Source organism: Streptomyces sp. NPDC102462 (assembly GCF_044765425.1).
In the GTDB taxonomy this organism is placed as follows: Bacteria; Actinomycetota; Actinomycetes; order Streptomycetales; family Streptomycetaceae; genus Streptomyces.
In genome coordinates this window covers 13,001-34,338 of sequence record NZ_JBIWKB010000023.1, presented here as the reverse complement: position 1 = coordinate 34,338, position 21,338 = coordinate 13,001, and the positions used below count along the sequence as shown (strand labels likewise).

Annotated in this window: 18 protein-coding genes and 1 pseudogene; 5 read left to right on the top strand and 14 right to left on the bottom strand. The window is 73.2% G+C overall.

The genetic code is table 11. The annotated features are described in order from the left end of the window. Positions 1 to 35: 35 nt before the first annotated feature. The 5 genes and pseudogenes from ACIRFL_RS20980 to ACIRFL_RS20960 form a co-directional block, all read right to left on the bottom strand. Positions 36 to 941, bottom strand: coding sequence for a S1 family peptidase (locus ACIRFL_RS20980; protein ID WP_404030351.1), 906 nt, complete (start codon positions 939 to 941; stop codon positions 36 to 38). A gap of 378 nt (positions 942 to 1,319) precedes the next feature. Next, positions 1,320 to 1,859, bottom strand: a pseudogene (locus ACIRFL_RS20975) (LLM class flavin-dependent oxidoreductase); the annotation flags it as partial. Next, complete coding sequence (locus tag ACIRFL_RS20970; protein WP_404030349.1) at positions 1,849 to 2,922, bottom strand: LLM class flavin-dependent oxidoreductase; 1,074 nt, start codon at positions 2,920 to 2,922, stop codon at positions 1,849 to 1,851. The pseudogene ACIRFL_RS20975 and the gene ACIRFL_RS20970, both read right to left, overlap by 11 nt. A 192-nt stretch (positions 2,923 to 3,114) precedes the next feature. Further along, positions 3,115 to 4,872, bottom strand: a complete 1,758-nt coding sequence (locus tag ACIRFL_RS20965) for an FAD/NAD(P)-binding protein (protein WP_404030348.1) — start codon at positions 4,870 to 4,872, stop codon at positions 3,115 to 3,117. Between the two features lie 503 nt (positions 4,873 to 5,375). Beyond that, positions 5,376 to 6,557: a DUF5685 family protein gene (locus ACIRFL_RS20960; RefSeq protein WP_404030492.1), complete on the bottom strand. Its 1,182-nt coding sequence runs from the start codon at positions 6,555 to 6,557 to the stop codon at positions 5,376 to 5,378. 312 nt (positions 6,558 to 6,869) lie between these two features. Here ACIRFL_RS20960 and ACIRFL_RS20955 point away from each other — a divergent pair, with 312 nt between their 5' ends. Then, positions 6,870 to 7,310 (top strand): cell division protein SepF, encoded by a 441-nt coding sequence (locus tag ACIRFL_RS20955; RefSeq protein WP_351729755.1) that lies wholly within the window; start codon positions 6,870 to 6,872, stop codon positions 7,308 to 7,310. 42 nt (positions 7,311 to 7,352) lie between these two features. On the opposite strand, the gene ACIRFL_RS20950 is transcribed toward ACIRFL_RS20955, so the two are convergent. Both ACIRFL_RS20950 and ACIRFL_RS20945 read right to left on the bottom strand, forming a co-directional pair. Beyond that, positions 7,353 to 8,543 (bottom strand): acyl-CoA dehydrogenase family protein, encoded by a 1,191-nt coding sequence (locus ACIRFL_RS20950; protein WP_404030346.1) that lies wholly within the window; start codon positions 8,541 to 8,543, stop codon positions 7,353 to 7,355. Between the two features lie 470 nt (positions 8,544 to 9,013). Next, a complete protein-coding gene (locus ACIRFL_RS20945) occupies positions 9,014 to 10,615 on the bottom strand; it encodes an MFS transporter (protein WP_404030345.1) in 1,602 nt (533 codons plus the stop codon). 263 nt (positions 10,616 to 10,878) lie between these two features. On the opposite strand from ACIRFL_RS20945, the gene ACIRFL_RS20940 reads away from it, so the two are divergent. Together ACIRFL_RS20940 and ACIRFL_RS20935 are read left to right on the top strand one after the other, a co-directional pair. Continuing rightward, entirely contained in the window at positions 10,879 to 12,156 is a 1,278-nt protein-coding gene (locus tag ACIRFL_RS20940) for a mannosyltransferase family protein (protein WP_404030344.1), read from the top strand. A gap of 239 nt (positions 12,157 to 12,395) precedes the next feature. Continuing rightward, positions 12,396 to 13,412 (top strand): phosphatase PAP2 family protein, encoded by a 1,017-nt coding sequence (locus ACIRFL_RS20935; RefSeq protein WP_404030342.1) that lies wholly within the window; start codon positions 12,396 to 12,398, stop codon positions 13,410 to 13,412. Positions 13,413 to 13,463: 51 nt separating this feature from the next. Here the strand turns inward: ACIRFL_RS20935 and ACIRFL_RS20930 are convergent, their stop codons facing one another. Both ACIRFL_RS20930 and ACIRFL_RS20925 read right to left on the bottom strand, forming a co-directional pair. Beyond that, positions 13,464 to 13,679, bottom strand: a complete 216-nt coding sequence (locus tag ACIRFL_RS20930) for an I78 family peptidase inhibitor (RefSeq protein WP_351729740.1) — start codon at positions 13,677 to 13,679, stop codon at positions 13,464 to 13,466. Positions 13,680 to 14,202: 523 nt separating this feature from the next. Further along, positions 14,203 to 14,916, bottom strand: coding sequence for a transglycosylase family protein (locus tag ACIRFL_RS20925; protein WP_404030341.1), 714 nt, complete (start codon positions 14,914 to 14,916; stop codon positions 14,203 to 14,205). A gap of 539 nt (positions 14,917 to 15,455) precedes the next feature. Between ACIRFL_RS20925 and ACIRFL_RS20920 the strand changes: the two genes are divergently transcribed. Beyond that, entirely contained in the window at positions 15,456 to 16,241 is a 786-nt protein-coding gene (locus tag ACIRFL_RS20920) for a hypothetical protein (RefSeq protein ID WP_404030340.1), read from the top strand. Positions 16,242 to 16,389: 148 nt separating this feature from the next. Beyond that, positions 16,390 to 16,806 (top strand): hypothetical protein, encoded by a 417-nt coding sequence (locus ACIRFL_RS20915; RefSeq protein ID WP_404030339.1) that lies wholly within the window; start codon positions 16,390 to 16,392, stop codon positions 16,804 to 16,806. Positions 16,807 to 16,864: 58 nt separating this feature from the next. On the opposite strand, the gene der is transcribed toward ACIRFL_RS20915, so the two are convergent. The 5 genes from der to aroH form a co-directional block, all read right to left on the bottom strand. Then, positions 16,865 to 18,346, bottom strand: coding sequence for a ribosome biogenesis GTPase Der (gene der / locus ACIRFL_RS20910; RefSeq protein ID WP_404030337.1), 1,482 nt, complete (start codon positions 18,344 to 18,346; stop codon positions 16,865 to 16,867). Between the two features lie 62 nt (positions 18,347 to 18,408). Next, positions 18,409 to 19,083 (bottom strand): lysophospholipid acyltransferase family protein, encoded by a 675-nt coding sequence (locus ACIRFL_RS20905; RefSeq protein ID WP_404030335.1) that lies wholly within the window; start codon positions 19,081 to 19,083, stop codon positions 18,409 to 18,411. Next, complete coding sequence (cmk, locus tag ACIRFL_RS20900; RefSeq protein ID WP_404030333.1) at positions 19,080 to 19,760, bottom strand: (d)CMP kinase; 681 nt, start codon at positions 19,758 to 19,760, stop codon at positions 19,080 to 19,082. Before cmk ends, ACIRFL_RS20905 begins: the two co-directional genes overlap by 4 nt. 90 nt (positions 19,761 to 19,850) lie before the next feature. Next, a complete protein-coding gene (locus ACIRFL_RS20895; protein ID WP_404030332.1) occupies positions 19,851 to 20,945 on the bottom strand; it encodes a prephenate dehydrogenase in 1,095 nt (364 codons plus the stop codon). After that, positions 20,942 to 21,304, bottom strand: coding sequence for a chorismate mutase (gene aroH, locus ACIRFL_RS20890; protein ID WP_404030331.1), 363 nt, complete (start codon positions 21,302 to 21,304; stop codon positions 20,942 to 20,944). Before aroH ends, ACIRFL_RS20895 begins: the two co-directional genes overlap by 4 nt. Between the last annotated feature and the right edge of the window lie 34 nt (positions 21,305 to 21,338).

Below are 21,338 nucleotides of genomic sequence, written 5' to 3'. Positions count from 1 at the left end.
CGGGGGCCGGTGGTGCGAAGGCCGTCGCGCGGGCGTCAGAAGACGTGGACCCCGTAGGCGCTCAGGGCCTCGGTGACCGGCTGGAAGAAGGTCGTGCCGCCGGAGGAGCAGTTGCCGCTGCCGCCGGACGTCAGGCCGTAGGCGATGCCGCTGTTGGAGTACAGCGGGCCGCCGGAGTCACCGGGCTCGGCGCAGACCGTGGTCTGGATGAGACCGCTGACGATGTCGCCGCCGCCGTAGTTGACCGTCGCGTTGAGCCCGGTGACCTGGCCGCTGTGGGTGCCGGTGGTCGAGCCGCGCCGGTAGACGGTGGTGCCGACGGACGGCGTGGCCGCGCTGGTGATGTCCACGCTGCCGACGGTGCCCGACTTGGCGACCGAGCTGTTGGTGTAGCGCACGATGCCGTAGTCGTTGCCGGGGAACGACGAGCCGGCCGTGGTGCCGAGCGTGGTGGTGTGCCCGGAGTTCGACCACCAGGTGCCCGCGCCGTCGGTGCAGTGACCGGCGGTCAGGAAGTAGTAGTTGCCGCTGTTGTCCTGGACGTTGAAGCCCAGCGAGCAGCGCCAGCTACTCGCGTAGATGGCATCGCCGCCGGAGATCAGCTTGTTGAACTTGCCCGGGGTGCGCTTGACCGTCAGGGCACCGGCGTTGGCTCCCGCCTGCTCCTTGATCTTGGCGATCTCGGCCTGGGAGACGGTGCTGTCGGCGGTGACGACGACGCGGTTGGTCTTGCTGTCGACCGCCCAGGCCGTGCCGGCTATGTCGGCCTTGAGGACGGAATCGCTCGCCTTGGTGAGCTGGTTGGCGCTGAAGGTCTGGACGTCGCTCGCGCTGGCGGTGGGGGCGGCGAACGCTGCGGCGGCCACGAAGCCGGAGGCCAGGGCGATCAGCCGGGTCCGTCTCGCGATACCGCCACGGGGGGTGGTGCGCTTGTTCCTCACGTTTCGTTCCCTCCCAGGGGAAGTCGGGGGCCCGCGTGGGGTCGGGGCCCGTGAGGCGCAGTCAGCGGCATGGGCCCGGATTGCGGACGCGGCATGCTCCTGACAAGCGCTGAGGGGGAGTATTCGGCCGAACGGCCGGTCGGCGCAAGGGTGCCTTTCGGCCGTCAGCCTTTGACCGGCCTTTGCGCGTTGTTGGCCCGCTCATGTCCCGAGCACCCCGTTTTGCCGTCGCCGGGCCCCGCCGCACCCGCGAACGGTCGCCCGTCCAGGGCCGGTCCGTCTCGGCCTCGGCGGCGGCAAGCACAACCGCAGCACCGTCCGCCACCCACTTCACGGGAATGTCCGGAAGTCACCCCTCCGGAATGGTCGTCGTTGGCGTCAGTCCTTCCATGCCGGGGCGCCGAGCCCCAGGTGTGAGCGGAGCGTGGCGCCCCGGTATTCCGTGCGGAACGCGCCGCGCTCCTGGAGCAGCGGCACCGCCCGGTCCACGAACTCCTCCAGAGCGCCGGGCACGACATGCGGTACGAGGACGAAGCCGTCCGCGGCGTCCCGCCGTACGTAGGCGTCGAGTTCGGCGGCGACCGCCTCCGGGGTGCCGACGAAGCACGGGCGCCGGCCCGCCTCGAACACGGTCCGCGCCCGGGTGACGGTCCGCCCGCCGGTGCCCGTCGACGCGCCGTCGGCGGTCCGCGCATCCCGGTCGGTCCACGCGTCGTCGGCGGTCCATGCGTCCCGGTCGGTCGGCTGTGGCACGGGTGGACCGATGAGTTCGGCGGCCCTCTCCCGGGCCTCGGCCGCGGTGTCGCCGAGGACGACACCGACGGCGGGCATGACCTTCAGGTCGTCCGGTGCCCGGCCGTACCCGCGCAGACGGCGCTTCACATCGGCGTAGAAGGCGCGGGCCGCCTCAAGCGGGCCGGGCCAGGCCCAGGTGCTCCCGCAGCGTGCTGCCCGGGTAGAAGGTGCGGAACAGACCGCGGTGCTGGAGCAGCACCACGGTGCCGTTGACCAGCCGCTCCAGATCGCGGCGCGGCTCGGCGGGAACCAGGTGGAAGCCGTCCACGGCCCCCTGCCCGTGCCAGGCGGCGATCAGTTCGGCCAGGGCGACGGGGCCCCCGCGGTACAGCGGCGGCCCCTGCGCGCCCCGCCGGGTGCCGCCGCGGCGCCCGTGCCCCCGGCCGGGCAGCAGGGACCCCCAGCCGGGCTCCGCGGTGACCTCGCCGCCCCCGAGGTCGACGACGAGGCTCGCCAGGACCCGCAGCGTCCGCGGGTCACGTCCGAACCGGGCCGCGCCCGACCGCAGTTCCTCGCGCACGGCGGCCGCCTGGGTACAGTCGGCCGCCCGCACCAGCGCCACGTCGGCGTACCGGGCGGCCGTGGACCGGGCGGGCACCTCGGTGGCGTCGACCACGCGCACGGGGTGCCCCTGGGACGGGCGCGGCACGGTCGACGGCCCCCGGACCGAGAAGGCCGAGCCGGTGAAGTCGACGGGGTGCCGACCACCCCGGTGGCCGCTCGCCGGGTCCGGCGCCCCGGCGTCCTCCTCCGTGCTGTCCCACAGCCGCGCGGCCACGTCGGCGACTTCACCGGCCTTGCGCCACAGCGCGGCAGCGGATGCGGCGGGGCGGCGGCCGACGAGGCGCGCCTCCCGTTCGGTGGCCGAGACGTCCAACCACCAGCCGGCCCGGCCGCGGCTGACCCAATCGAGGGTGGCGACGGCCGCCTGGAGGTGGAAGGGCTCGGTGTGCGTGGTGGTCACCGTGGGCACCAGCCCGATGCGCCGGGTCTCCGGCGCCACCCGGGCGAGGACGGCGAGCGCGTCGGGCCCGGGGCGCGCGAAGCCGTCCTTGAGCGTCACGAAGTCCAGCACGCCGCGCTCGGCGAGCCGCGCCGGTTCGGTGTACGCGGCGGCGTCGTACGCCCCCGGCTGGTCGACGGCGGCGGCCAGGTGCAGCAGCCCCCGGCCGGACGATGGGGTCATGGGAGAAGAACCTTCCTGTGCCGGGCCGGCGGGCGCAGGGCACCTCGCGGCGCACGACCCGCGTCCGCTCGTGCCGCACGGTGTCCGGCAGCCCGGCCGCCGGCTCGTCCGAAGCTCCTGGACACGGGTCTGCTGTCGGCCATGACGCTCCTCACGTGGATCCCTTGGTGAAGGCGGCTGGATCGGGACGGCCTACGCCGCGGCGCGACTGGCCGTCTCCCGCAGCAGGGCGAGGGCCGCGCGGGCGGTGGCGTCGTTCTGCCGGAACGCCGGTCCGCCGGTGCGCGGTCGGGTGAAGGCGCCGGGGGTGCGGCCGTCGGTGTACGGCCCGAGCGCGAACCGGCGGGGGTGCGGCCGTCCGTCCGTGTCGAGGATCCGTCCGTCGGCGGGGTCCACCCGCAGCAGCCCGTCGGGGCTCTCGACGGCGCCGTCGGCGTGCAGGGCGCGCAGCAGGCCGTCGCGGGCGCGCCCGACGGTGGGTTCGGGCAGCCGGGCCTCCACCAGGGCGCGCGCCTCGATACGGAAGCCGGGCACGGTGGCGGAGGAGGCCCGGAACACCCCGTCCTCGGCGGTCACGCTCATGTCGGCGCCGACGAACCTGACCACGCCCGCCCGGGACAGCGCGAGCAGCTGCCGCAGCCGGGGCCCGGGCGGCCCGGAGGCGAGGTAGCTGAAGAAGCCGTGCCACCAGGGGCCGACGTCGCCGAGCCGGATCAGCTGCCCGTAGACGGACAGCAGCGCGAGGAACACCGCCAGGTCCTGGCTGTGCCGCGGATCGTGACGGCGGTCCAGGTCGGCCTCGACGTAGCGGCGCAGCCAGTCCTGGAACTCCTCGTGCGAGCCGAGGCGCACCCCGTCGAGGGGGCGGTCGAGCGCGCCGAGGCGGAGCCGGTCGGCGGGGTCGGGCACGGCGGCGTCGACCAGCGCGCGTATCTCGTCGGCGGTCCGGGCTGCCGCGTACTTCTCCTCGAAGCCGGCCCAGGCGGCGGCCGTCCGCTCGGGATGGGCGGTGAACAGCCGGTGGTAGTGGGCGAAGCCGAGTTCCTTCGCGACCAGCGGCCACACATCCCGCCGGAAGTCGAAGCCGTCCGGCCGGGCGAGCAGCGCGTCGACCTCGGCGGGCCCGAAGAAGCGGGGCAGCGGGGGGCGTTCGCCGGTCACGTCGTAACCGATCTTCGAGTGGTACGGCACTCCGCGCCGGGAGCCGACGTACAGCACCGGTTCACGCCCCGACGGCAGGTACACATCGCCCTCGTACCGTCCGCCGCGGCCCTCGGTGAGCAGCACCATCAGGTCGATGAAGGCCAGTCCGAAGCCGCGGACCAGGACGGGTTCGCCGGCCCCGAGCGGGGACAGGTCGGTGTCGGCGGTGAAGTCGGGCGGCAGGTGGAGCAGCCCGTGGGCTTCGGCGTACGCCGCCAAGTGGGCCTGTTCGTCGTCGAGTTCGGCGTCCAGGTGGCCGAGGGCGAGGACCACGGCATCGGCGAGCAGCGGGCGCGGGCGGCCCTCCAGCCACACCTGCTGGCGTCCGTCGGGCGGGCCGCTGACCCGCAGGGCGCGCCGGGGGTGGTGGTGGACGGCGACGTCCGCGGGCAGATCGGCGAGGGCCCGCTCGTACACCCAGCGCAGATACCGGCCCTGGAGCTGCCGGTCGGCGAAGGTCCGGCCGTCGAGCCCCGCCCATTCGTGCAGGGTGGGGCCCTCCCGCACCGGGCCGGCCATCCGCACGGTCTCGTCGGTGAACATGGTGACGTCCTCGGCGTGCGAGTTCATCCACAGCAGCGGGGACTGCGCCGCGCGCCAGATGCGTCCGGCGCCCGGCGGGCAGGGGTCGACCAGATGGATGTCGAGGCCCTGACCGGCGTACAGCTCGGGGGCGTTGGCGGCTATGCGCTCCAGCAGACCGGTCCCCCGCGGCCCGGCCCCGACGATCACAAGGCCGCGTCTCATCGGCGGGCCTCGGTGCCGGACGGGCGGTGGAACGTGGGTGCCGCGGGGAGTTGACTGAGGGTGTCGGATGGCATGCGAAGGCTCCGTGACATAGCTGGGACACGGTGGGCGTCTTCACACGCGGCGCCTCGCGGCGCCTACGGCCGAGCCCCTCAGCAGGGCCGTTCGCCGAGAGTACGCGGGCGTTTCCGCCCGCTGTCAAGGCTGTCCACACTGTGAGCGGTACGTCTCAGGTCGGTTGACGGGGAACCGGGGACCTGTTCCACTTGGCACATGCGTCCACAGCAGTGGCTGGTCACCCGCTCCCACATCGACTTCGGTCGCGTGTGGTCCTCTTCCTGTTGAGCTGACCCACTGCGCGCCCGCCCGCCGGCGGGCGCCCCGCGCGTTCTCCCTCGCTTGTCGTCTTCACACGCGCTCCCCTCCCCTCGCGCCCCCCGTTCACGTCTTTTCACCCACGACCGCTGCCCGACACGCACATCCACGCGCGCCGGACCCGTTGACTAGCAATTGCAGCCGCAGTCGCAGCAGTCACAAGAGTCACAGCCGCAACTGTCCCCGCAGCAGTCGCCACAGCTGCAGTCGCAGTCGCAGCTGTTGCACAGGCCCTCCCGCCGCTGTCGCGACCACGGCCCTTCGTACTCGTCGGCGCAGCACACCTTGCAGGTGCAGCACAGCCCGAGGGCTGTCGCGCACCCGGCCCACATCCCGCGCCGGTCGCGGCGCGGCGGCTCGCCGCCCAGGGGATCGCCGGGCGGCCCGTAGGGGGTGCCCGGCGGCTGCGGGGCCCGCGGGGGGCCGAAGGCGGCCTCGGGCGCGTGCCCGCAGGATGCCGTCCCGAAGGCCCGGTCCACCGAGCGCCGCAGCTCGTGCGCGAGCAGCAGATGCGCGAGCCCGCCGTCGACGAACTCCACCTCGCGCAGGGCGAGCCGGATGCCGCGCAGCGCGTCCTCGGCGAGGCGGCGGGCCTCGGTGAGCGGGGTGCCGGTGGCGGTGAGCGGGTTCCAGGCACCTGACGCGGCGTCGGCCGCCCGGTCCTCCACGGCGTCCAGCAGATGCGCGAGCCGGCCGAAGAGCCGGCCGGCCTCCGCGAGCGGCGCGGCGTTCCCCGGCCGGCCGGCCAGCACGGCGGTGTGCGCGAAGGCCGCGGCGGTCGCGGTCTCGGTCGGTTCGGTGACGGTCAGGATCGGCGTGCCCACGCCCGCCAGGGCCTCGATGCCCACCTGCCGGTCGACGGCGTCGACGAGGATGCCGGTGTCGAAGCCGACCAGCGATCCGCCGCGGGCGCCCGCCCGGCCCCAGTTCGCGGCGACCCGGCGCGCGGCGAGCGCCACCGGACGGCGCGCCAGCAGCCCGTCCCCGTCGGCGACATGGTCGCGCACCTTGGCCGAGGCGAGCACCAGCGAGACGGCCGCCGCGAGCCGTGCGCCCTCGCCCCGGGCGACGGAGGCGGTGCGCATCCCGCGCAGCGGGCAGGGCCCCGCCGTGCGCCGGCTCGTCCCCGCCGGGCCCGACTGAGCCTCCGTCAGAACCGAGAGCAGCAGCCCGTCGTAGTTCGTCACGACGCGGGCGAACTGCCCGTGATCGCCGCGCAGCGCGAGACACAGCCCGCACAAGTGCGCCATCCACTGGGCTTCGAAGTCCTCGCCGAGCCGATGCCGGCAGGGCCGTACCATCCCGAACACGACGTCCCCCCGTGTGCTCATACGACGTTGAACCGCCGCATCGTATCGGCCGACCGTCGGTCCGTATCGTCCGCTCCGCTCACCCGGACGCACCACTTCTCACCCATACGCCGCGAAGAATCATATTTCACTCACAGTCAGCAGCCGTACGAGGCACGACCCTTGGGGGGACCGGGCTCTCGACGTACGCGCCGTGCACCAGTAGCGTCACAAACCCCCCGCGCGGCGACTATCCACTTGGCGCGCCATCCGCATCATGGACGACCATAGGGGTGCGGAAAGCAAGAAGGACCGCTGTGAGAGGAGGCGTCCATGGGATCGGTACGCAAGGCGAGTGCCTGGCTTGGCCTCGTCGACGACAACGATGACGAGCGCTACTACGACGACGACTACTCCGAAGGGACCGAGCAGCCCGGGGATGCCTGGGTCACCGACCCGCGGGTCAAGGTGGCCTCGGACACCGCCGAGGAGAAGGGCCGCCGGATCGGCACGGTCACCCCGGACAGCTTCCGGGACGCCCGCGCCATCGGCGAGCTGTTCCGCGAGGGCGTCCCGGTCATCATGAACCTCACGGCCATGGAGGCCGCCGACGCCAAGCGCGTCGTCGACTTCGCGGCCGGGCTCATCTTCGGCCTGCGTGGCTCCATCGACCGCGTCTCCAACCGCGTCTTCCTGCTCACCCCCGCCGACACGGAGATCATCAGCGGCGAGCCGGCCGCGCACCGTTCGGACGGCTTCTTCAACCAGAGCTGAGGCAGGGCCGCTCACCGGCCCCGCCTCGGCCCCCGGGCCGGGTCAGCGGAAGGCGTCGAGTCCGGTGAGCGCCTTGCCCAGCACGAGCTGGTGCATCTCGACGGTGCCCTCGTAGGTGAGCACCGATTCGAGATTGGTCGCGTGCCGCATCACGGGGTATTCGAGGGAGATCCCGTTGGCACCGAGTACGGTCCGTGCGGTACGGCAGATCTCGATCGCCTCCCGTACGTTGTTGAGCTTGCCGAAGCTGACCTGCTCGGGGCGCAGCCGGCCGGCGTCCATGCGCCGCCCCAGATGGTGGGCGAGCAGAATCCCCTTGTGCAGTTCCACCGCCATGTCGGCGAGTTTGGCCTGGGTGAGCTGGAAGCCCCCGATCGGCCGCCCGAACTGCTCCCGTGTCTTCGCGTAGTCGACGGCGGCCTCGAAACAGCTGCGGGCCGCGCCCATGGCGCCCCACACGATGCCGTACCGGGCGTGCGAGAGACAACTCAGCGGGCCGCGGAGGCCGACCACCCCGGGGAGCACGGCGTCGGCGGGCAGCCGTACGTCGTCCAGGACGAGTTCGCTGGTGACGCTGGCGCGCAGCGACCACTTGTGTCTGATCTCCGGGGCGGCGAAGCCGGGGGTGTCGGTCGGCACGGCGAAGCCCCGGATGCCGTCGTCGGTCTGCGCCCACACCACGGCGACGCCCGCGACGGAGCCATTGGTGATCCACATCTTGCGGCCGCTGAGCACCCAGTCCCCGCCCTCGCGCTTGGCGTGCGTGCGCATCGAGGCGGGGTCGGAGCCGTGGTCCGGCTCGGTGAGCCCGAAGCAGCCGATGACCTCGCCGGACGCCATGCGGGGCAGCCAGTGCCGCTTCTGTTCCTCGCTGCCGAACCGGTGGATGGCGTACATGGCGAGGGAGCCCTGCACGGAGACTAGCGAGCGGATGCCGGAGTCGGCGGCCTCCAGTTCTAGGCAGGCGAGGCCGTACTGCACCGCGGAGGCGCCGGCGCAGCCGTACCCGGTGAGGGACATCCCGAGGGCGCCGAGGGAGCCGAGTTCGCGGGTGAGTTCCCGGATGCCGGGGAGTTCGCCGCTCTCGTACCACTCGGCGACGAACGGCAGCACGCGGTCCGCGGCCCAGGTCCGCACGGTGTCGCGGACGGCCAGGTCCTCCGGGTCCAGCAGGTCGTCGAGGCCGAGCGGGTCGGTGGGATCGAACGGGGGCAACGTCGAGGACGCGGACATGGAACACCCTCCGAGAGAAAACCGGGCGCCGTGCGGGACGGGCCGTGATGCGCCGCCGCCCGGCCGCGGCGGCATCGCGGCCGGGCACGTGGTCTCCCGCGGCCCTTCGGGAGTGCTGCCGGGCCGCGGCGGACCGCGCCCGACCCGCTTAGCACCGCTAGTTAAAACTTCCGCCCCGACGCTACGACCCCCCAAGCCCCACGTCCAGCCCACCCACCGGGCCGACCACCCGGCTCACCCCGACACACGTACCCGCTCGGCTGCGGGCTGCGGGCTGCGGGCTGCGGGCTGCGGGCTGCGGGCTGCGGTGGAATCCTGGCCGGCGCGCAGTTCCCCGCGTTCCTCGGAGCGTTGCCGGGCCGCGGCGAACCCCGATCGACCCGCTCAGCACCGCTAGTCACAACTTCCGCCCCGACGCCACGACCCCCCGCCCCCCACATCCAGCCCACCCACCGGGCCGACCACCCGGCTCACGCCGAAACGCGTGCCCGTTCGGCGCCGCGGGGCGCGGGTAGTTCCAGCGGGGCCGGCTCGCACTGCATCGCCCGGGGCAGCCGCAGCGCCATCGCCGCGCCGAGCAGCAGCAGCCCCGCGCTCACCAGCAGCGTCACATGCAGGCCGTGCACGAAGGAGTCCTCGGCCGCGCGGCGCAGGGCGGCGCCGGCCGGTCCGCCGAGCCGCCCGGCCACCTCGTACGCCTCCCCGAGCGAATGCCCGGCCGCCGCGGAGGCCGGTGCCGGCACCCCGGGCACGGACGTGAGGCCGGGCGCGTACGCCGCGTTCATCACGCTGCCGAGCAGCGCGATACCGATCCCGGCCCCCAGTTGGTAGGAGGTCTCCCCGATCGCCGCGGCTCCGCCCGCCTGGCGGGCCGGCGCCTCGCTGAGCATCGACTCGTACGCCCCGAAGAGGGTGGTCTCCAGGCCGAAGCCCAGCAGGACGAAGCCGGACAGCAGCAGCCCGGTGTTGTCGTGGCCGCCCATCGCGGTCAGCGTGAGCACGGCCACCGCGGTCAGACAGAAGCCGAAGCACACCATCCGCCGGGGCCCGAAGCGGCGCAGCATCCGCGCCCCGGCCAGCCCCGCGGCCATCGCCGCGATGGTCAGCGGCAGCAGCCGCAGTCCCGTCTGGAGCGGCGACAGCCCGAGCACCAGTTGCAGATACTGCGCGGCGATCAGCTCGAGCCCCACCAGCGCGAGCATGGCCAGCACGATGCAGCCCACGGCGGTGCTGAACGCCGGCCGCGCGAACATCCGCAGGTCCACCAGCGGATACGGGCGCCGCCGCTGCCGGCGCACGAACGACATCAGCAGCAACAGGCCCACGAGCAGCGGCACCAGCGTGTACGGGCTCGCCACCGGCTCCCCGCCGCCGAGCCGCTTCACCCCGAACACAAGACCGAACAGCCCGGCCGCCGCCGTCAGCGCGCCGGTCACGTCCCAGGGCCCGTTGCGCTCCCCCTTCGACTCGGGCAGCAGCAGCCGTCCGACCGGCAGGCTGACCAGCATCAGCGGGATGTTGACGAGGAACACCGACCCCCACCAGAAGTGCTCGAGGAGCAAGCCGCCGAGGAGCGGGCCGACCGCGGCGCCCACCGCGGCCACCGCGCTCCAGACGCCGATGGCCAGCGCGCGCTCGCGCCGGTCGGGGAAGACCTGGCGCAGGATCGACAGCGTCGCGGGCATGATCATGGCGCCGCCGACGCCGAGCAGCGCCCGCGCGAGGATCAGCACCTCGGCGCTGGACGCGGCGGCGGCCAGCGCGGAGGCGACGCCGAACAGGGCGTAGCCGAGCAGCAGGATCCGTCTGCGGCCCACCCGGTCGCCGAGCGTGCCGAACAGGATCAGCAGCGAGGCGCAGACGAGCGGATAGACGTCGACGATCCAGAGCAGTTCTATGGCGCCGGGCCTGAGGTCCTCGGTGACGGCGGGCACCGCCACGTGCAGCACGGTCGCGTCGAGTGCGACGAGCAGCAGGCTGACACAGAGGACGACGAGGACGACCCAGCGGTTGGCACCGGCCCCGGCCGCCCGACGGCGCAGCCCAGCGGCGGCCGTGGTCGTCCCGGACATGTACGTACCTCCCAGAAGTTCCCTCGCGTACGGCGGACACCGGCGGGGTGGGGACGCCCCGCCGTACGGCCGGAGAGGAGCGGGGTCTCCGGCGCCGCGCGATACGAACGCGAGTGACACGCCAGCGTACGCGAGTTCGCCGGAGTGGTACGTGGCGGACCTCTCACAGTCCGCGTCAACCCGTGTGGCGTACACCACTCTGCAAACCCTTGACCGCCCACCGGCCGGTCCTGCGCTCCCACGGCAGGTCGATAATCGAGCCCGTGACCGATCTTGAGACGCGCGTGACACCCGCTCGCGCCGCACCGCTGCGCCGGGCGGCCCCGGCGCTGCTCGGGTACGCCGCCGTCCGCGCCCTGGGCCTGGTCGCGCTCGCGGCGTGGAGCGCGGCGCGCGGCAAGGACGCCCACACGCTGCTGACCGCCCGCTGGGACGCGCTGTGGTACACGCGGGTCGCCGAGCTGGGCTACGGCTACGAGGTGCGGCTGCCGAACGGCGACGTCCACTCCAATCTCGCCTTCTTCCCGCTGCTGCCGTGGCTGGAGCGGCTGCTGCACGCGCTGCTGCCGCTGTCGTACGCGGACGCGGGTCTGGTCGTCTCCCTGCTCGCCTCGCTCGCCGCGGCCTGGGGGATCTTCACGGTGGCCGACCATGTGTACGGCCGCCGGGCGGGGGTGTGCGCCGTCCTGCTGTGGGCCGTGCTGCCCGTCGGGATCGTGCAGTCGATGGCGTACAGCGAGTCGTTGTTCACGGCGCTCGCCGCCTGGTCGCTGTACGCGGTGCTGACGGGGCGCTGGGTGAGCGCCGGGGTGCTCGCCGCGCTGGCCGGGCTGACCCGGCCGGTGGGGCTCGCCGTGGTCGCGGCGGTGTGGGTGGCGGGCCTTGCGCCGTTCGTGCGAAGTCGGCGCACCGCGATGTCGGACGGCGCGCGCGCTGAGGGATGCGCCCCTGATGCCGTAAGCGCCGCCCGCGCCCGGCGCGTTCGGAGCGCGGCGGGCGCCCGTGACGCAACACGCGCCCCTTGGGTCACTCAGGGCGCAGCCGTGTGGCGGCGCGCCCTCGGCCTGCTGATCGCTCCCCTCGGGGCGGCCGGTTATGTCCTGTGGGTGGGCCATCGCACCGGCAAGGGCCCCCTCGGGTACCTCGATGTGCAGGCGGGCTGGCGCAACGGCTTCGACGGCGGATACGCCTTCGCCCGTTTCATCGCCGACAAGTTCACGTCAATTCCATCGGCCCCCGCCGGACTTGCGCTGATCATCGCCGTCGCCCTGCTGATCCGGCTGTACGCGGCCGGGATACGGCAGGGCCAGCCGCCGGCACTGCTGGTGTACACCGGCGTCGTCACCGCGCTCGCCCTGTGCGCGTCAAGTTACTTCGGCTCAAAGCCGCGTCTGCTGCTGCCCGCCTTCCCGCTGCTGCTGCCGCTCGCCCGGTCCCTTGCCCGGCTGCCCACGTCCCGGTCGGCGCAGGTCATGACCGGTGTCGCGGTGATCTCGGCGCTCTACGGCGCGTTCTGGCTGAACGGCTCCGGCCCGCCGTGATCACGACCGGCCGCCGGATGAGCGGCAGGAGAATTCCAGCCGATGTCCCGGTGAACGAATTTCATAAGGGCCGTAAAACGAACACCCGGCATGATCAAAGGAATTGCACCCGGCAACGACCGTGGATTGTGGAATCTTCGGGAATTGGCCGCCAGTTGAGAGGTTTCCCACATCACATCGTCATCACAAAGCCGCTGATTCGCCCGGGCACACAGCTCACTCGCTGTAACGTCGATTGGGTGCGTACCGAACGAAACCTCACCCGTCTGGACCGGGTGTTCGCCAGGCTGGACCGTGAGCCGGAACGACCGGCCCACATCGATGTGCCGAAGATGAGCCGGCACCGGGTCGTTCTGTTCTCCGCGACCCTGGCTTTCTACCTGGCGATCGTCTGGGCCGTGGTGACCACCTCGTGGTTGGTTCGGCTCGACTGGCAGGTCATGTTCTTCCGGCCCTACCAACAATGGCCGGAGATCCACGCCTTCCTCGACTACTACGTGGTGCTCGGCCAGCGCGGCCCCACCGCGGTGATGGTCTCGGCCTGGCTGGGCTGGCGCTCCTGGCGGCAGCACACGCTCCGGCCGCTGCTGACCCTCGGTGCCTCACTGCTGCTGCTGAACATCACGGTCGGCGCCGCGAAGATCGGCATGGGCCGGCTCGGACCGCACTACGCCACCGTGATCGGCTCGAACGAAATGGGCCTCGGCGGCGATATATTCCCCAGCGGTCACACCGCCAACGCGGTGGTCACCTGGGGAATCCTGGCGTATCTGGCGTCCACCCCGAGGGCGCGCCGCTGGCTGTCCGCGGTGTCGGCGGTGACCTCGCTCGGCGTCGGCCTCACCACCGTCTACCTCGGTACGCACTGGCTGAGCGACGTGTTGCTGGGCTGGGCCGCGGGACTGCTGATCCTGCTGGCGCTGCCGTGGGTCGAGCCGATGATCGCCAAGGCCGAGACGGCACTGTTCGACCTGCGCGACCGCTGGCGCGCCGGCCGCACCACCCCCGCGCCCGCCGTCCCGGTCACGCCCGTGGTGCTCAAGCCGCGCACCACGCCCGCCGACGAGACGCCCGCGGCGCGCGAGCCGGTCGCCTCGGTCCGCACGCCCCGGGCACCGATCCATCTGGCGCCGGGCCCGCACACCACGCGCGCCGAGCGCACCCCGGTCACCCCGGTGGGCAGCCGCCGCCCGCCGCACGCGGACCGCGTCCCGCGCGCCGGCACCCAGGCGGCCCGCCCGATGACCGGGGGCTGACTCGCCGCGGCGGCGGGTCCGGTACGCACCACCACCCGCCGCCGCGCCGTCTCAGCCCTTCCAGGCGCGCGCCACCCTGCCGTCCCGCACCTCGAAGTTCAGCCGGCCCACGCGGTACTCCATGGTGATGATCGCGCCGGGCGGCAGCGAGCGGACGGTCGACCATCCGCGCTCGCGTGCCCGCCGCTCCGCGGCCGTCGCGTCCAGGCCGACGTACCCTTCCGGACTGTCCTTGGGCTCCGCTGGCGGAGTCGGAATCGGTGCCATACGGCCACGCTAGGCGCTGTGCGGCCACCGGGGAAGCGGAACGGTCGCGAGCACCCGCACATACCTCTCCGGTCACACTTCTGTCACAGGATCACGACATGCGTTTCGGTCGAACTCCGTCACACGAACGGGCGGTTCCCTACCTCTTACCGGCGCATTCGAACGGAATTTCCGCGTGTTGCGGGGCCCCCTCGAAATGCACCGGCGAAAGGTGCCGGAGTGCCGCCCGGGGACGGCCACGGGGCCGCTTTCCCGGCCGAATCCGGGCGGTCCGCAGGAACTGACGTCGCATAGGAATTTCACCGCGCCACCACAGAACCCCCGTAAGACCACCCCCGCCCCCGGCACCCACAGCGAAGACACAAGCGACACCCACCGGCCCCACACGCCCGAAGCCGAACCGGCAGCGTGACCAAGGCCGCCCGCAGCGCACCCGGAGCCGGACCGGCAGCGTGACCGGAGCCGAACCGGCGCCGCAACCAAGGCTGGACCGGCGTCGTCGGCGGGTGGGTGGGGGTGCGGCTCAGAGGGCGAGGCGCTGGCCGGGCACGATCAGGTCGGGGTCCGCGCCGATGACGGACCTGTTGGCGGCATAGATCCGCTGCCAGCTGGTTCCGCGCCGCACGGCAATGCCGCTGAGTGTGTCGCCCTCCCGGACGGTGTAGTCACCGCCGGCCACGGACCCGGCGGCGGCGTCCTGTTGCCGTGGCCGCTCGGACCGGGTGGACTGCGCCGGGGCGCTCTGCCGGCTCGTGCGGGCCGTCGCGTCCGAGACCGGGCGGTCCGGGGTTGCGGCTCCGGCGGAGCCCGCCGCGGGCGCGGCGCCGGACGCGCCGGCGCGGGCCGAGCAGACCGGCCAGGCGCCCCAGCCCTGGGCGCCCTGGACCTTGGTGGCGACCGCTATCTGCTGTTCCCGGGTGGCCCGGTCCGCGGTCGGCGCGTACGCCGTGCCGCCGTAGGCGCGCCAGGTGCCGGCGGAGAACTGGAGCCCGCCGTAGTAGCCGTTGCCGGTGTTGATGTGCCAGTCGCCGCCGCTCTCGCACCGGGCGATGCGGTCCCACACGCCGCCGTCCGCCGCCGCGGCGTTGCCGGCCGCGGCCAGCACCCCGAGCGGGGCCAGCAGCGCCGCCCCGGCGAGGGCCGCCGTCGTCCGCGCCCGGCGGGCGCTGCCGCCCCGGGCGCCGTCCGCACGGACCTGGTCGCGAGTGGTACCGGCACATTCCGAATGTTCGGACATGTCATTCCCTCTCCGTCAACCCGGGGTCCCCCAAGCCGGGGCGCGGCCCCCCGCGCAGGGACCCGGGGGCGCCGCGCTCCGGCCCGTCCGCCCGCGCCGGTGCCGCGATGGTGCCGGACCGGCGCGACGGCGGACGTACCCGAGCGGTGCTCGTTGCACACGGCGGAGGAATCTAGGCAGCCGCGCGGGCCGGTATCAACCAACTCCTCGTCATTCCAGGCCAGTTGACTGTTACCTCAGGTATCGGCGATTTCCGGACACCCATTTCGTTCGCCGATTTCCGGATTTGTCGACCAGTCGCCCTGTCGACCTGTGACCCAGTTCACCGCCCCAAGTCCCCCTGGGACGCACGGAGTTGACACACCGCATCCGGGTCGACACCAAGGGTTACGCGATGCGCCGGCCGGGGTGATTCGGTTCTCCCCGAAGCGTGACTCCCGCCACAGGTCGCCCGTTGTCTTCTTCATGAGCCCGGAACCCCGGGGCTCACGGGCCGGGAGCCACCCGGTCGCACCGCACCGCATCCCGAGGGAGCCACCGTGCCGCGCATGCTCGACGTCAGCGACGCCGTACGCGCCGAGATCGGCGACGAAGAAGCCGACCGGCTGCTCGCCGGAGAGAACGCCCCGGGCAGTTACGACTGCACCTCCTGCCGCACCCCGGGCGACTCCGAGCAGGAGCGCACCAGCACCGTCCTGTTCATCGGGGAGGAGACCGCCGTCCTCGCCTTCGCCCACGCCAGCTGCCTGCCCTCACAGGTCGTCCAGGTCACCGAGGAGCAGTTGCGCGGGGCGGTCCGCTCCATCAGCGGCGACGCCGCCTCCGCCGGCGGCCCGGTGCAGGCGGTGCCCGAGCAGGCGGTGCTCGGGGTGACCAGCGGGCTGGTCCTGATCGCCGGGGAACTGCACCCCGCGCTCGTCGTGGAGCCGACCGCGCCGATCGTGCGCCCCGGCACGACCGGGACCGGGGACGACTTCCTGCCGCTGCTCATCGAGCAGGGGTTCATGCCGCTCACCGTGCTGAACGCGGTGCCGCCGGTGCTGCACGGCTGGTCCGTGCTGCTCGCGGTGGGTCAGCTGCACGCCGTCCTGCAGCCGGGCGGCAACGGCGGTCAGCCGGTCGCCTGGTGGCAGGCGCACCAGCCGCTCCAGGTGACCGACAGCTGGCGGGCCGCCGCCAACAAGCACCAGCAGGTGCTGATGTTCGCGGCACCCGTGGGTTCCATCGGCCGCCAGCCCCGCGAGGATCTGCTGCGGGACGCGCTGGACAAGGCCGCCGCGATGGGGAAGCTGGTCGCGGCCACGCTGCCGCTGGCCGGTACCTGACGGGTCCGCGCGTCCCCGTGGCGCACGGACTCCCTCAGCGGTCCTGAAGGGACCGCGGGTGGTGCGCAGTCGGTGGCGCAGTTCCGCGCGCCCCCAATGCCGCCCGCCCGGGCCGCATCCCGGGCGGCCCCGGGTCGTTTGGAGATACGTGCACGCATATGACGTTCCTTCCCGCCGCTCCTCCTTCTCCCCCGTGCCGTCGGCCAGGGCCGCTCAGGACTCCTCCGGCGGCCACTCGGCCACCCCCATCTACGACTCGGTGTACACGGAGTGGCTGAAGAGCTTCCGGGCGCTGCCGGGCGACCGCAGCGGCGAGGAGGAGCTGAAGTTCACCGCCTTCGGAATCGCCCCGCACACCACCGGCGCGCACGGTACGAGCACGTACGACACGGGGGCGCACGGCTCGCACGCGTACACCGCCTACAGCGCCGGTGCCTACAGCGCCCGCCACGGCACCGGGCAGCAGCAGGTGCAGTGGCAGCGGGTCGGATCGCTGGGGCGGCACGAGAACGGGATGCATCACGTGCCGGCCGCGCTGCCGCCCGGACCGCGCCGGGGAACATGACCGCGCAGACGGTCGGAGGGGCCGCCCCATTGGGGCGGCCCCTCCGACCGTCTGCGGGTCACTTCTTCTTCGCGCCGCGCTTCTCGCGCACCCGCACCGAGATATGGATCGGCGTCCCCTCGAAGCCGAACTCCTCGCGCAGCCGGCGCTCGATGAAGCGCCGGTAGCCCGCCTCGATGAAGCCGGACGCGAACAGGACGAACCGCGGGGGCCTGGTGCCTGCCTGGGTGCCGAACAGGATGCGCGGCTGCTTGCCGCCCCGGACCGGGTGCGGGTGGGCCGAGACCAGCTCGCCGAGGAACGCGTTGAGACGGCCGGTCGGCACGCGCGTCTCCCAGCCGGCGAGGGCGGTCTCGATCGCCGGGACCAGCTTCTCCATGTGCCGGCCGGTGCGCGCCGAGACATTGACCCGGGGCGCCCAGGCGACCTGGCCCAGCTCGGTCTCGATCTCCCGCTCCAGGTAGTAGCGGCGCTCCTCGTCCAGCGTGTCCCACTTGTTGTAGGCGATCACCATCGCGCGGCCCGCCTCGACGGCCATGGTGACGATGCGCTGGTCCTGCACGGAGATGCTGTCGGCGGCGTCGATCAGGACGACGGCGACCTCCGCCTTCTCCACCGCCGCCGCGGTGCGCAGCGAGGCGTAGTAGTCGGCGCCCTGCTGGAGGTGGACGCGCTTGCGGATGCCGGCCGTGTCGACGAACTTCCAGGTTTGGCCGCCCAGTTCGATCAGCTCGTCGACCGGGTCACGGGTGGTGCCCGCGAGTTCGTTGACGACGACGCGCTCCTCGCCGGCCACCTTGTTCAGCAGTGACGACTTGCCGACATTGGGGCGGCCGATCAACGCGATGCGGCGCGGGCCGCCGACCGCCGTGCCGAAGGTCTGCTCGGGCGCGTCGGGCAGCACCTCAAGGACGGCGTCCAGCATGTCGCCGGTGCCGCGGCCGTGCAGGGCGGAGACGGGGTGCGGCTCGCCGAGGCCGAGCGACCACAGGTAGGCGGCGTCCGCCTCGCCGCTCGGACCGTCGACCTTGTTGGCGCACAGCACCACCGGCTTGCCTGCCTTGCGCAGCAGCCGCACCACGGCCTCGTCGGTGTCGGTGGCGCCGACCTTGGCGTCCACGACGAAGACGACCGCGTCGGCCGCCTCGATCGCGTACTCGGCCTGCGCGGCGACCGAGGCGTCGATGCCGAGGACGTCCTGCTCCCAGCCGCCGGTGTCCACCACCTTGAAGCGGCGGCCCGCCCATTCGGCCTCATAGGTGACACGGTCGCGGGTGACGCCGGGCTTGTCCTCCACGACCGCCTCACGGCGGCCGATGATCCGGTTCACCAGGGTCGACTTGCCGACATTGGGGCGGCCGACGACGGCGAGCACGGGCAGCGGGCCGTGGCCCGCCGCCTCGATGGCGCCCTCGACGTCCTCGACGTCGAAGCCCTCCCCGGCGGCGAGCTCCATGAACTCCGCGTACTCGGCGTCGCCGAGCGCCCCGTGCTCGTACTCGTGCTCGGCCGAGCCGTCGGGCTGGATCTGGTCGTTCATGAAGTCCGTACCTCGTTCATCGTGGTGATCGGTGGAACCCCGCGCTCACGGAGATCCACTACTCAAGGGGCCGCTCGGCGCCCGGTGAGGCGCCTGGCGTTCTCCAGGTGCGCGGTGAGCTGCTTCTGGATGTGCTCGGTGGCCTCGTCGAGGGCCTTGCGGGTGCGCCGCCCGCTGCTGTCGCCCGCCTGGAAAGCATCGCCGAAGACGACGTCGACGCGGGAGCGCAGCGGGGGCAGCGCCGCTATCAGCCGTCCGCGGCGGTCGGTGCTCCCCAGCACGGCGACCGGGACGATCGGTGCCCCGCTGCGGACGGCGAAGTAGGCGAGCCCGGCGCGCAGCGCGGCGAAGTCGCCCTCGCCGCGGGTGCCCTCCGGGAAGATGCCCAGGACGCCGCCGTCCGCGAGTACGCCGAGCGCCTGGGTGATCGCCGTCCGGTCGGCGGCGGCACGGTCCACCTTGAGCTGGCCGATGCCGGTCAGGAAGGTGCCGAGCGGGCCGATGAACGCCTCCTTCTTGATCAGGAAGTGCGTCGGCCGGGGCGCCACACCCATGACCATCGGCCCGTCCACGTTGTGGGAGTGGTTGACGGCGAGGATCGCGGGACCGCTCGCGGGCACCCTCCAGGCGCCCAGCACCCGCGGCCGCCACATCCCGTACATGAGCCCGACGCCGATGCGCCGGCCGACCTCTGCGCCCCGGGCGGAGGGCGCACCGTTCGCGGGAGCCGCGGTCACTTCCCGGCCCGTTTCTCCTCGACGAGGGTGACGACGCACTCGATGACCTGCGGCAGCGTGAGTTCCGTGGTGTCCACCTCGACCGCGTCGGCGGCCTTGGCGAGCGGCGAGGCCGTGCGGCTGGAGTCGGCCGCGTCCCGCTTGAGCAGCGCCTCGCGGGTCGAGTGCACGTCGACGCCCTTCAGCTCGCCGCTGCGTCGGGCGGCCCGCGCCTCCGGGGAGGCGGTCAGGAACACCTTCAGGTCGGCGTCGGGCAGCACGGTCGTACCGATGTCACGGCCCTCGACCACGATGCCGCGCTCCGCCGAGGCGGCCAGCGAGCGCTGCAGCTCGGTGATCCGGGCGCGCACGTCGGGCACCGCGCTGACGGCGCTGACCTTGGCGGTGACCTCCTGGGTGCGGATCGGTCCGGACACGTCCACGCCGTCCACGGTGATCGTCGGGTGGACGGGGTCGGTGCCGGAGACGATCTCCGGCTTGCCGGCCACGGCGGCGATCGCCGAGGGGTCCTCCAGGTCGATGCCGTTGCTCACCATCCACCAGGTGATCGCCCGGTACTGGGCCCCGGTGTCCAGATAGCTCAGACCGAGCTGGGCGGCCACGGCCTTCGAGGTGCTCGACTTGCCCGTGCCGGAGGGGCCGTCGATCGCGACGACTACGGGCGGAGCGCTTTCCACGGTGAGGACGCCTTCCTGGTCCGGGGTGCGGGACGGGGCGTGAGACCGCCCCGGACAAGGTTACTGGGTGTTTGTCACTCGTCCGGCCGCCTACTGCCGGATCGCCCAGCCCCGCTCCCGCAGGGCGGCCGTCAGCACGGGCGCCGCCTTCGGCTCCACCATCAGCTGCACCAGACCCGCCTGCTGACCGGTCGCGTGCTCGATCCGTACGTCCTCGATGTTGACGCCCGCCCGGCCCGCGTCGGCGAAGATCCGGGCCAGCTGGCCCGGCTGGTCGTCGATGAGCACGGCGACCGTCTCGTACACGCGCGGGGCGCTGCCGTGCTTGCCGGGCACCCGGACCTGTCCGGCGTTGCCGCGCCGCAGCATGTCCTCGACGCCCGCGGTGCCCTCGCGCCGCTTGGTCTCGTCCGAGGACTGCAGGGCGCGCAGGGCACGCACGGTCTCGTCGAGGTCGGCGGAGACGTCGGCGAGCAGGTCGGCGACCGGCCCCGGGTTCGCGGACAGGATGTCGATCCACATCCCGGGCTCGGAGGCGGCGATCCGGGTCACGTCCCTGATGCCCTGTCCGCACAGCCGTACGGCGGCCTCCTCGGCGTGCTCCAGGCGGGCGGCCACCATGCTGGAGATCAGGTGGGGCATGTGGGAGACCAGTGCGACGGCCCGGTCGTGGGCGTCGGCGTCCATGACGACCGGCACCGCCCGGCAGTGCGAGACCAGTTCCAGGGCGAGGTTCAGCACCTCGGTGTCGGTGTCCCGCGTGGGGGTCAGCACCCAGGGGCGGCCCTCGAACAGGTCGCCCGTGGCCGCCAGCGGGCCGGACTTCTCACGGCCCGCCATGGGGTGCGTGCCGATGTACCGGGACAGGGCGGCCCCGTCCAGGCCCAGCGTCTCCAGTTCGCGGCGCGGGCCGCCCTTGACGCTGGCCACGTCGAGGTAGCCGCGGGCGACGCCGCGGCGCATGGCGTCCGCGAGGACGGCTGCCACAAGGGCCGGCGGGGCGGCGACGATCGCGAGGTCGACGGGGCCGCCCGGGGCCTCGTCGGTGCCGGCGCCGAGCGCGGCGGCCGTGCGCGCCTGCCCGGGGTCGTGGTCGGTGAGGTGGACGACGACGCCCCGCTGGGACAGGGCGAGCGCGGCGGAGGTGCCGATGAGCCCGGTGCCGATGACGAGTGCGGTCCTCACTGGGCGATGTCCTTGCGCAGGGCGGCGGCCGCACCGAGGTAGACATGGGCGAGGTCGGCGCGGGGCCGCTCGGACTCGATGTGCGCGAGGACCCGGACCACCCGGGGCATGGCGCCCTCGACGTCCAGTTCCTGGGCGCAGATCAGCGGTACGTCCACGATGCCGAGCTTGCGTGCGGCGGCGGCCGGGAAGTCGCTGTGCAGGTCGGGCGTGGCCGTGAACCAGATGCTGATCAGGTCGTCGGCGGTCAGCCCGTTCCGCTCCAGGAGTGCGGTGAGCAGGGCCCCGACCCGCTCGTCCATGTGGCCGGCCTCGTCCCGCTCCAGCTGGACGGCCCCCCGGACCGCTCGTACCGCCACGGCGCTGCTCCTTGCTGCGATGAGTCGCGTATCG